Origin of the sequence: Mycobacterium szulgai (genome assembly GCF_002116635.1) — a bacterium.
In the GTDB taxonomy this organism is placed as follows: Bacteria; Actinomycetota; Actinomycetes; order Mycobacteriales; family Mycobacteriaceae; genus Mycobacterium; species Mycobacterium szulgai.
Genome location: NZ_LQPW01000145.1, coordinates 39,494 through 51,767, shown reverse-complemented (window position 1 = coordinate 51,767; position 12,274 = coordinate 39,494). Strand labels below are relative to the sequence as shown.

Sequence of the window (12,274 nt, the reverse complement as noted above, 5' to 3'; positions counted from 1 at the left end):
AGGACGCGGAAAAAGAGAGGTTGAGAGGGGGTGACGCGATATGGCCCAGCGTGAATGGGTCGAAAAGGACTTCTACAAGGAGCTGGGCGTCTCCTCTGACGCCAGCCAGAAAGACATCAAGACGGCTTACCGCAAGCTGGCTTCCGATCTGCATCCGGACAAGAACCCCGGGGGAGCCGAGCGGTTCAAGGCGGTCTCCGAGGCCTACAGCGTCTTGTCCGACGAGGCCAAGCGCAAGGAGTACGACGAAACCCGCCGGCTGTTCTCCGGCGGGGGCTTCGGAGGCGGCCGCCGGTTCGATGGCGGTGGCTTCGGTGGCTTCAGCGGCGGCGGTGACGGCGCTGAGTTCAACCTCAACGACCTGTTCGAGGCGGCGGGCCGCTCGGGCGGCGCCAACATCGGCGACCTGTTCGGCGGCTTGTTCGGGCGCGGCGGCAGTCCGCGTCCGAGCCGGCCGCGGCGTGGCAACGACTTGGAGACCGAGACCGAGCTGGACTTCCTCGAGGCCGCGAAGGGCGTAGCGATGCCGCTGCGGCTGACCAGCCCGGCGCCGTGTACCAACTGCCACGGCAGCGGTGCCCGGCCGGGCACCAGCCCCAAGGTGTGTCCCAACTGCAACGGCTCGGGTGTGGTCAACCGCAACCAGGGCGCGTTCGGCTTCTCCGAACCGTGCACCGATTGCCGCGGCAGCGGGTCGATCATCGAGCACCCCTGCGACGAGTGCAAAGGCACCGGCGTCACCACCCGCACCCGCACCATCAATGTGCGGATTCCACCCGGTGTCGAAGACGGACAACGGATCCGGCTGGCCGGGCAGGGCGAAGCCGGCCTGCGTGGTGCCCCGTCGGGCGATCTGTACGTGACGGTGCACGTGCGCCCGGACAAGGTCTTCGGCCGCGACGGTGACGACCTGACCGTCACCGTTCCGGTCAGCTTTACCGAATTGGCTTTGGGCTCAACGCTTTCGGTGCCCACGCTGGATGGAACCGTTGGCGTGCGGGTGCCCAAGGGCACCGCCGACGGCCGAATCCTGCGGGTGCGCGGTCGCGGCGTTCCCAAGCGCAGCGGTGGCAACGGAGACCTGCTCGTCACCGTCAAGGTGGCCGTTCCGCCCAACGTGGAAGGCGCCGCCCAAGAGGCGCTGGAGGCCTATGCGGCCGCCGAGCGGTCCAGCGGGTTCAACCCACGGGCCGGATGGGCGGGTAACCGCTGATGGCCAAGAACTCCAAGCGCGAAGAGTCCCGGACGTTTCTGATCTCGGTGGCCGCCGAGCTGGCCGGCATGCACGCGCAGACCTTGCGCACCTACGATCGGCTCGGCCTGGTCCGGCCCGAGCGCACCTCGGGCGGCGGCCGCCGGTATTCGCAGCATGACGTTGACTTGCTGCGTGAGGTGCAGCGGCTTTCGCAGGACGAGGGCGTCAACCTCGCCGGGATCAAACGCATCATCGAGCTGACCAATCAGGTTGACGCGCTGCAGTCCCGGCTGCGGGAGATGGCCGACGAGTTGGCCGTTTTGCGGGCCAACCAGCGCCGCGAGGTCGCGGTGGTACCCAAGAGCACGGCCCTGGTGGTCTGGCAGCCGCGCCGGTGAGCCGCGCCGGTGAGCCGCGCCGGTGAGCGGAGCCCGCGGCAGCGGGCGAGCGAACGGCGCAATTAGCGGAGCCCGCGGCAGCGGGCGAGCGAACGGCGCAATTAGCGGAGCCCGGGCGTTAACTAAGGCACATTGTCGTTGAGGAAGCCGGACAGGTTGCTGCCGAAATTCCCGACCCCGGAGATGAAGGCCTGCGTCATCGCGTCCAGGATGCTGGTGTTGTAGATACCCGACAGGGTGTTGCCCAGGTTCGCCCAGCCGGATTCCAGGGTGCCGTGGTTCTGCAGACCAGAGTTTCCGACGCCGCCGGAGTTGAAGAAGCCCGACGTCTCGGTGTAGATGTTGCCCAGCCCCGACACCGCGCCGTCCACGGCGTTGAAGAAGCCCGACGCGCCCCCCGCCCCGTCGTTGAAGAAGCCCGACGACGGGGCGGTGCTCGAGTTGAAGAATCCGGGCGACTGCTGCCAGTTGAAACCGAAGGTGGTCGGGCCCACCGAGCCGTTGCCCATGAAGCTCAGCGGGTTGGAGATGTTGAAGCTCAGCGGCGTTTCGGGGTTGAGGACGCTCGGATCGATGGTGTACGGGCCGAGGTGCTCGGTGGTGATCGGGATGGTGAACGAGACGTGCAGCACACATCCCACGAAGGGGATGTAGAGGATGCAGATGGTGGTTTCCAGACTGATGGGTATCGCGAACTCGGCGAGCGTGAACGCCTCTTGAGTGATCGCGTTGATGGTGCCGGTGATCGGTATTTCGATGTCGCCCTGGATGTCGTAATTCCACGGGATCGACGGAATGGTGACCTGGTAGCTCAACGCCCCTAGGCCCTGGTAGTCGCCGCGCCAGAAGAAGCCGTTGCTGTAGTTGCCGGCGATGAATGCGCCGGTGTCGACATTGCCGGAGTTGGCAAAGCCGGTGTTGGAGTTGCCGGTGTTGAAGTAGCCGGTGTTGTAGTTGCCCGGGTTGAAGCCGCCGGTGTTGTAGTTGCCCGGGTTGAAGCTGCCGGTGTTGGTGCTGCCCGCGTTGAAGAAGCCGGTGTTGTAGTTTCCCGAGTTGCCCAAGCCGGTGTTGACCATGCCGCTGTTGAAGAAGCCGGTGTTGGTGTTGCCGTTGTTGCCGATACCGGTGTTGTAGTTGCCGGTGTTGCCGATGCCCCAGTTTCCGGTGCCCGAGTTGCCGATGCCGATGTTGTTGGTGCCGGAGTTGAACAAGCCGATGTTGCCGCTGCCCGAGTTCCAGTTGCCGAAGCCGGTGAGCGCGTTGCCGGTGAGGCCGATACCGATGTTGCCGTCGCCGGTGTTGCCGAAGCCGATGTTGCCGTTGCCGGTGTTGCCCAAGCCGATGTTGAAGCTGCCGGTGTTGCCGAACCCGAAGTTCTGCAGGGCCGCCGTCACGCCGGGGCCGGCGTTGCCGAAGCCGATGTTGCCGCTGCCGACGTTGCTGAGACCCCAGTTGCCGCTGCCGATGTTGGCGCCGCCCAGGTTGAGGTCGCCGATGTTGGCGTTGCCCAGGTTGAAGCTGCCGATGTTGCCGTTGCCGAGGTTGTAGTTGCCGATGTTGGCGCTGCCGAGGTTGAAGAACCCGTGGTCGGCCAGACCGAAGCTGAACGTCGTCGCATCCGGCCCGTTGCGGAACCAGCCGGCCAGGTCGGTGCCGATGTTCTGCCAGCCCGACACGCTGGACGGGTTGGCGGTCCCGGTGTTGAACCAGCCCGAGATGGTGTTGCCGAGGTTGGCGAAGCCCGACTGCAGCGAACCGTAGTTCTGGATGCCGGAGTTGCCGATGGCCCCGATGGCCACGTTGGCCAGTCCCGAGTTGTTGCCGAAGTTGAAGAAGCCCGACGCGCTGCCGGTACCCCAGTTGACGAAGCCCGACGACAGCGCGGTCGTGGAGTTGAAGAAGCCGGGGGTGGGCTTGAGGTCGATGAGCGGGACGTAGGCGGGGCCGAACCCGCCGGTTCCACCGATGTGGATGATGGTCGAGCCGTCCGGGGCGCCGATGTTCATCTTGATCGCGGGCTGGGTGCCGAAGTCGATCACGATCGGTGTGTTCGACGGGGCCGAGGGGTCGCCGCCGTGGATGTTGATCGGGCCGATCGGGGCGAAGACCGTGCCCGAGATGATGGCCAGATCCACGGTTCCGCTGGCGGGGATCTGCGGAATGGTGACCGCGGGGATGGAGATGTTGGTGATGGTGCCGACGATCGGGATGTTGACCGGGGCGTCGACGGTGAGGTAGGCCGGGATCCGATCCATGACGATCGTGTAGTTGTAGGACAGCAGGCCCTGGCGGTCCGCCCGCCAGAAGAAGCCGTTGTCCGAGCTGCCGGTGATAAAGGCGCCGGTGTCGTAGTTGCCGGCGTTGGACCAACCGGTGTTGTAGTTGCCGGTGTTGTAAGAACCGGTGTTGAAGTCGCCCCGGTTGGAAAATCCGGTGTTGAGGTTGCCGATGTTGAAGGCCCCGGTGTTGTAGTCGCCGGGATTGGCGATGCCGGTGTTGAAGTTGCCGGTGTTGAACAGGCCGGAGTTGCCGGTGCCGGTGTTGCCGATACCGGTGTTGCCGGTGCCGGTGTTGCCGATGCCCCAGTTTCCGGTGCCCGAGTTGCCGAAACCGACGTTGCCGGTGCCCGAGTTGAACAGGCCGATGTTGAAGCTGCCGGAGTTGGTGCCGCCGATTCCAATCTGGTTGTTTCCGGACAGGCCGATGCCGATTCCGCCGGTGCCCATGTTGCCGATGCCGATGTTGCCGGTGCCGGAGTTGAACAGGCCGAAATTGGCGGTGCCGGAGTTGAACAATCCGGTGTTGCTGGTGCCCGCGTTGAAGAATCCGGTGTTGGCGAAGCCGGAGTTCAGCGAGCTGAACCCGGACTGGTTGTCGCCGGTGAGCCCGATGCCGACGTTGTTGTTGCCGGTGTTGAACAGGCCGATATTGCCGTTGCCGGCGTTGGCCCAACCCTGGTTTCCGTTGCCGGCGTTGGCAATTCCGACGTTGTTGTCGCCCAGGTTGAACAGGCCCATGTTGTTGGTGCCGAAGTTCAGCGGGCCGAACCCGACCTGGTTGTTACCGGTCAGGCCGATGCCGATGTTGCCGGTGCCGGTGTTGCCGAACCCGAAGTTGCCGTCGCCGGTGTTGCCCCAGCCGACGTTGCCGCTGCCGGTGTTGCCGAAGCCGATGTTGTGCAGTGCGGCCGTCAGCCCCGGGCCGGCGTTGCCGAAGCCGAAGTTTCCGCTGCCGATGTTGCCGTTGCCGAAGTTGGCGTCGCCGACGTTTCCGAAGCCGAAGTTGGCGTTGCCCAGGTTGCCGCTGCCGATGTTGAAGTCGCCGACGTTTCCGCTGCCGAGGTTTCCGTGGCCCAGGTCGGCCAGACCGAGGTTGATGACGGGTGTTCCAGCCGGGCCGCGGAACAGGCCGGACAGGTCGGTACCGAAGTTCGCCAGGCCCGAGAGGTGGCCCGCGGTGGCGAGGTCGGCGGTGCTGGTGTTGTAAAAGCCCGACACGGTGTTGCCCAGGTTGGCCCAGCCCGACTGCAGCGAGCCGAAGTTCTGCCAGCCCGAGCTGCCCAGGGTGCCGATGTTGGTGTTGCGGAAGCCGGAGAGGTTGGCGCCGAGGTTTCCGAACCCGGACACGGTTCCGGTGCCGTTGTTGTAGAAGCCCGACGAAGGGCTGCTGGTGGTGTTGCCGATGCCGGGAGCGGGCTGGATGTCGAGCAGCGTGATGTTGACGGGGCCGGCGCCACTGCGAATGGCGATGGGAATCCCGTTGTCGGGTCCGCCGATGGTGACGTCGATGACCGGCAGGGTTCCGGTGATGGTCGGGATGGTGATGGGCCCGATGCTGAAGTTGGTGATCTGCAGGGCGTTGATGGTGATCGGCGGGATGGTGAAGCCGTTGACGGCCAGGGTGTTGAAATCGGCGTGGATTGGAATGTTGATCGGGATGTTGATGTCGAAGGTCAGCACCGGGAATTGCGGCACGTAGAACGCGTAGTGAACGCCGATCAGGCCCTGGTAGTCGGCGCGCCAGAACATGCCGTTGTTGTAATTGCCGGCGTTGAAGGCGCCGGTGTTGACGTTTCCGGGGTTCGCCAGACCGGTGTTGTAGTCGCCGCTGTTGAAATGGCCGGTGTTGTAGTCGCCCGAGTTGAAACCGCCGGTGTTGAAGCTGCCGGTGTTGTAGCTACCGGTGTTGTAGTCGCCCGGGTTGGCGAAGCCGGTGTTGGTGGTGCCGACGTTGTAGAGACCGGTGTTGTAGGTACCCGCATCGGCGATGCCCGTATTGCCGCTTCCGGCATTCCATAGGCCCCAGTTCCCCGGGCCCACGTTGCCGATACCCGTGCTGGCCACGCCGGCGTTGCCGATGCCGAAGTTGCCGGTACCCGAGTTGCCGATGCCGACGTTGCCGGTGCCCGAGTTGAAGAAGCCGACGTTGTTCGTGCCGGAGTTGAACAGGCCGGTGTTGCCGCTGCCCGAGTTGAGGCCGCCGAAGCCGAACTGTCCGTTGCCGGACAGGCCGATCCCGATGTTGTTGCTGCCGGTGTTGGCGAACCCGATGTTGTTGCTGCCGTTGTTGGCAAAGCCCTGGTTGTTGCTGCCCAGGTTGCCGAGGCCGAAGTTGTAGTTGCCGAAGTTGCCCAGACCGACGTTGTAGTCGCCCAGGTTTGCGGGGCCGATGTTGTAGCTGCCCCGGTTTCCGGACAGGAAGTTGAAGTCGCCGATATTGCCGCTGCCGAAGTTGCCGCTGCCGACGTTTCCAAAGCCGAAGTTGTTGCTGCCGAGGTTTCCGCCGCCGACGTTGCCGCTGCCGATGTTGGCGAAGCCGACATTGGCGATCGGGTTGTTGTTGAAGAAGCCGGCGATGTTGTTGCCGATGTTCTCGACGCCGGAGATATTGCCGGGCATCGCCAGACCCAGCGTGCTGGTGTTGAGGAAGCCGGAGACGTTGTTGCCGAAGTTGGACATCCCGGAGAGCAGGTCGCCGAAGTTCTTGAATCCGGAGATTCCCGAAGTGCCGGAGGTGAGGTTGAGGAATCCGGAACTGTTGCGGCCGGTATTGCCGAAGCCGGACACGGTACCGGAGCCGGAGTTGAAGAAACCCGACGACGGCGCGGTGGTGGAGTTCGAAAAGCCCGGTGTCGCTGGGATATTGAGGGTCGGGATCTTGATGGGCAGCAGGCCGCCGTTGCCGCCGATGTCGATCAGCGGGTCCGGGCCGGCGCCGATGTTCATGCCTATCGGCGGCAGGCTGATCGCAATGTTCGGAATGAAGATCGCATTGACTTCGACCACCTTGGTGCTGATGCCGAAGAAACTCACGTCGACGGTCACCGGCGGAATGACGAAGCCGAACATGGTGAAGACGCCCAGGGTGCCGTTGATGGGGACGTTGAGGTAGATCGGGACGTGCATGTGCAGCGGGATGGCGGTGTCGGGAACCGAGACGGTCCAGTCGATGCCCCACAGACCCTGGTAATCGCCGCGCCACAGATAACCGTTGCTGTAGTTGCCGGAGTTGAAGAATCCGGTGTCGACGTTGCCGGAGTTGCCCAAGCCGGTGTTGTAGTCGCCGAGGTTCAGATGACCCGTGTTGTAGGAGCCGGGGTTCAGGCCGAAGGTGTTGAAGCTGCCCACGTTGAAGCTGCCGGAGTTGTAGCCGCCGACATTGCCGACGCCGGTATTGACGTTGCCCGGGTTCAGGAATCCGGTGTTGACGTTGCCGGCGTTGAGGATGCCGGTGTTGGTGTCGCCGGTGTTGCCGATGCCCCAGTTCCCGGTGCCGGAGTTGGCGATCCCGATGTTGCCGCTGCCGGAGTTGAACAAGCCGACGTTGTTGGTGCCGGAGTTGAAGAAGCCACTGTTGCCGGTGCCGGAGTTCCAGGCACCGAAGCCTTGCTGGTTGTTGCCGGTGAGCCCGATACCGATGTTGTTGCTGCCGGTGTTGGCGAACCCGATGTTGTTGCTGCCGGTGTTGGCGAAGCCCTGGTTGGAGCTGCCGGCGTTGCCGAAGCCGAAGTTGTAGTTGCCCAGGTTGGCCAGGCCGATGTTGTAGTCGCCGAAGTTGCCGGGGCCGAAATTGTATGAGCCGCGGTTGCCGTCGAAGATGTTGTAGCTGCCCAGGTTTGCGCTGCCGAGGTTGGCCGTTCCCAGGTTCCCCAGGCCGATGTTGAAGTCGCCGACGTTTCCGAAGCCGACGTTGTTGGCGCCGAGGTTGGCCAACCCCAAATTGAACGTCGTCACCCCGGCCACCTGATCGCGGAAGAAGCCCGCGATGTTGGCGCCGTGGTTGAGCACACCCGAGACGTTGGCCGGTGTTCCGACTCCGGTGTTGAACAGGCCCGAGACGGCGGTGCCGAAGTTGGCGATGCCCGATTGCAGGCCGCCGTAGTTCTTGAAGCCCGACGTTGCGCCGTTGGCATAGTTCTGGAAACCCGAGACGTTGGAGCCGAGATTGCCGAAGCCCGATACGGTTCCGCTGCCGAGGTTGAACAGGCCCGAGGACGGGTTGGCCGTCGAGTTGAAGTAGCCGGTCTGCGCCGGGATGTTGAAGACCGTCCAGTCGGCGGGGCCGAGGGTCGCCGTGGCCGGGACGAAGATCTTGGTCGAACCGTCCAGCGCGCCGATGTTGAACACCACCTGGGGGCCGGTGCCCGTCACCGGCGGAACGGTGACCGAGTTGATCACCCCGGCCAGGATTGGGACGCCACCGACGGCCGGGGTGAACCCGAAGTGGACGTCCTCCAACGTGATTCCGCTGTACAGGGTGTTGGTGAAACCGGCCGTGATGGGAATGTTGATGGGTGCGGTGATGTCGACGTGGCCGGGGATTTCGGGGATATGGATGACGTAGCTCGAGCCCCAGAGGCCTTCGGAATCGCCGCGCCACATGATGCCGTTGCCCATGTCGCCGGTGATGAACGCGCCGGTGTCGATGGCGCCCTGGTTGGCCAAGCCGGTGCTGTAGTTGCCGGCGTTGTACAGGCCGGTGTTGTAGCTGCCGCGGTTGGCGATGCCGGTGTTGGCATCACCCGCGTTGTACCAACCGCTGTTGTAATTGCCGGCGTTGGAGAAGCCGGTGTTGGCGATGCCGACGTTGAACAGGCCGGTGTTGGTGCTGCCGCTGTTGCCGATGCCGGTGTTGAGGCTGCCGGAGTTGCCGAAGCCGAAGTTTCCGCTGCCGGAGTTGCCGATACCGATGTTGTTGCTGCCGGAGTTGAACAAGCCGATATTGCCGGTACCGGAGTTGAACCCGCCGGCGAAGTTGATGCCCACCTGGCCGCTGCCGGTGAGTCCGATGCCGATGTTGTTGTCGCCGGTGTTGCCGAAGCCGATGTTGTTGTCACCGGTGTTGCCCCAGCCGTAGTTGTTGCTGCCGGTGTTGCCGAAGCCGATGTCGTTGAGCGCCGCGGTCAGTGTGGGACCGGCGTTGCCGAACCCGATGTTGCCGCTGCCGATGTTGCCGCTGCCGAAGTTCAGGCTGCCGATGTTGCCGCTGCCGATGTTCAGGCTGCCGATGTTGCCGCCGCCGAAATTGAAATCGCCGATGTTGCCGCTGCCCACATTCAGCCGGCCCAGGTCGCCGAGGCCCAGATTGAAGAAGGTGCCATTGTTGTCGCGCACCAGACCCGACAGGTCGGTGCCGATGTTCGAAAAGCCCGAAACGTTGCCCGGCGTAGTGAGATTCGCCGTGCTGGTGTTGTAGAAACCCGAGACGCTGTTACCCAGGTTCGCCCAGCCCGACTGCAGCGAGCCGAAGTTCTGAAAACCCGAATTGCCCAGTGCGCCACTCAAACCGCTGTTCAACCAGCCCGAAGTGGTGGCACCGAAGTTGCCCCAGCCAGAGGTGCCGCCGGCGCCGGAGTTGAAGAAACCGGACGAGGGGTTGGTGGTCTTGTTTCCGAATCCGGGGGCGGGCTCGATGTCGATGAACGTGATGGTGCGGCTTTCGATGGCGCCCACGAAAGTGATGGGAACGTTGATGTTCGGGCCGCCGATGCCCACCGTCACGTTGGGAATGGTGATGGCGGACCCGCCGAGGATGACCGGACCGAAGTAGAAGAAGCCGCCCAGGTAATAGGTTTTGGGGAAGACCGTACCGGCCACCGTGACCGGAATGACTTGGCCGCCAAGGTTCATCACGCTATCGACCGGGATGATCATCTGTTCGTTTATCGGGACGTACGGAGTGGTGTACGACAGGTGCAGGGATATCTGGCCCTGGTTGTTGCCGGCGACGAAAATGCCGTTGTTGAAGCTGCCGGTGTCGAAGGCGCCGGTGTTGACGTCGCCGGGGTTGAAGAAGCCGGTGTTGGTGTCGCCGGGGTTGAAGAAGCCGGTGTTGACGTTGCCGACGTTGTAGCTGCCGGTGTTGGTTTGGCCGACGTTGAACCCGCCGGTGTTGTAGCTGCCGGCGTTGAGCCAGCCCGAGTTCAGCAGGCCGGCGTTCATCAGGCCCGAGTTGTAACTGCCCGCGTTGGACCAGCCGGTGTTGCCGGTGCCGGGGTTCTCGAATCCCCAGTTGCCGGTGCCGGCGTTCAGCACGCCGACGTTGCCGGTGCCGGAGTTGCCGATGCCCCAGTTTCCGGTGCCCGCGTTGAACAGGCCGACATTGTTGGTGCCCGAATTGAAGAAGCCGTTGTTACCGATGCCCGAATTCAGGGCGCCGATGCCGACCTGGTTGTCCCCGGTGAGCCCGATACCGAAGCTGTTGTTGCCGGTATTGCCGAAGCCGGTATTGCTGTTGCCGGTATTGGCGAAGCCGCGGTTCAAGTTGCCGGCATTGGCGAATCCGTTGTTGTTGTCTCCGACGTTGCCGCGGCCGACATTGCCGTTCCCCAGGTTGCCGAAACCGATGTTCGATATGCCGATGTTGGCGGCGCCGAAGTTCTGATTGCCGATATTTGCGCTGCCCAGGTTTTGGTTGCCGATATTGCCGCTGCCGAAAAAGTTGTAGCTGCCCCAGTTGCCGCTGCCCACTATGTTGTAATCGCCGAGGTTGCCACTGCCCAGGATGTTGACACTGCCGACGTTCGCATTCGCGAGGATGTTGTAATTGCCCACGTTGGCATTGCTGAGAATGTTCCCGATTCCCACGTTGGCAAAGCCGATATTGAAGGTCGTGGGCCCGCGGAAGAACCCGGACAGGTTGCTGCCGGTGTTGAGGACACCCGAGGTGTACGCCGGTATCGTGACCGCCGTCAGGCTCGAGTTGAGCAAACCCGAAATGGTGTTGCCGGAGTTGAACAGACCCGATTCCTGGATACCCGTATTGGCGAAACCGGAATTGCCTATCGCGCCCAGTGAGGAATTGAGGATGCCGGAATTGTTGGCGCCGGAGTTGAGGATTCCGGATGCGCTGCCCTGCCCGCTGTTGAAGAATCCGGACGAGAACAGGGTGGTCGTGTTCCCCAGGCCCGGGCCGTTTTGTCCGTAGAACCAGCCTTGATTGTCGGCCCGCCACAGGAAACCATTACTGTTGTTGCCGGAAATCAAAAGTCCAGTGTCGACGTTTCCGCTGTTCGCGAGGCCGGTGTTGTAATTACCGGTGTTGAAATAGCCGCTGTTGTAGCTGCCGATGTTGAAGCCGCCGGTGTTGCTGGAGCCCGGGTTGTAGCTACCGGTGTTGAAATTGCCCGCGTTGCCGATGCCGGTGTTGGCCAGACCCGCGTTGAAGAAGCCCGTGTTGGCGTCGCCGGAGTTTCCGATGCCGGTGTTGTAGCTGTTGCCGGAGTTCCCGATGCCCCAGTTTCCGGTGCCCGAGTTGCCGATTCCGATGTTGTTGGTGCCGGAGTTGAACAGACCGATGTTGCCGGTGCCCGAGTTCGGGCCGCCGAACCCTTGCGCACCGTTGCCGGTGAGCCCGATGCCGCGGTTGCCGTTGCCGGTGTTGCCGAAGCCGATGTTGTTGTCGCCGGTGTTGCCGAAGCCGATGTTTCCGCTGCCGGTGTTGCCGAAGCCGATGTTGTTCAGCGCCGCTGTCAGCCCCGGACCCACGTTGCCGAACCCGAAGTTCCCGCTGCCGTTGTTGCCGCTGCCGATGTTGTTCGAGCCGATGTTGCCCGAACCGATGTTGAAGTTTCCGATGTTGCCGTTGCCGACGTTGCCCTGGCCGACGTTCGCCAGGCCCAGATTGCGGGCCAGTCGTTGCGCCAGAACGCCGATCGCACTGGGCGCAGCCGCCGCGAAGGGGGTCAGCCCGGAGACGGCGGCCGAGGCGCCGGAGTAGTAGCCGAACATCGCGGCCACATCCTGGGCCCACATCTGCTCGTACTGGGATTCGGCCGCGGCGATCGCCGGGGCGTTCTGCCCCAGTAGGTTCGAGATCACCAGCGAGACAAACTGTGTGCGGTTGGCCGAGATCACGGCCGGGTGGACCGTCGCGGTCAGCGCCGCCTCGAACGCGGCCGCCGCCAGCCGGACCTGGGTGGCCGCCTCGTCGGCTTGTGCCGCCGCCGCCGACAACCAGCCCAGATACGGGGCCGCCGCGCCGGCCATCGCCATTGACGCCGGCCCCTGCCACGAGAAACCCACCAGGTTCGCGGTCACCGACGAGAACTGGTTTGCCGCCGCACCCAGCTCGCTGGAGAGTCCGTCCCAGGCCGCCGCCGCACTCAACATCGGCTCCAGCCCCGCGCCAAGAAGCAGTCGCGCCGAATTGATTTCGGGAGGAAGGACCGCGAAGCTCACAT

General features: G+C 63.7%; 3 protein-coding genes. 2 read left to right on the top strand and 1 reads right to left on the bottom strand.

Annotated elements, in window-relative coordinates:
* The first annotated feature begins 40 nt into the window (after positions 1 to 40).
* Both dnaJ and AWC27_RS21120 read left to right on the top strand, forming a co-directional pair.
* A complete protein-coding gene (dnaJ, locus tag AWC27_RS21125) occupies positions 41 to 1,213 on the top strand; it encodes a molecular chaperone DnaJ (protein ID WP_085672274.1) in 1,173 nt (390 codons plus the stop codon).
* Complete coding sequence (locus tag AWC27_RS21120) at positions 1,213 to 1,593, top strand: heat shock protein transcriptional repressor HspR (protein WP_085672273.1); 381 nt, start codon at positions 1,213 to 1,215, stop codon at positions 1,591 to 1,593. The genes dnaJ and AWC27_RS21120 overlap by 1 nt, the downstream gene beginning before the upstream one ends.
* Before the next feature lie 122 nt (positions 1,594 to 1,715).
* Here AWC27_RS21120 and AWC27_RS21115 read toward each other — a convergent pair whose 3' ends face one another.
* Positions 1,716 to 12,272, bottom strand: coding sequence for a PPE family protein (locus AWC27_RS21115; protein ID WP_085672272.1), 10,557 nt, complete (start codon positions 12,270 to 12,272; stop codon positions 1,716 to 1,718).
* Between the last annotated feature and the right edge of the window lie 2 nt (positions 12,273 to 12,274).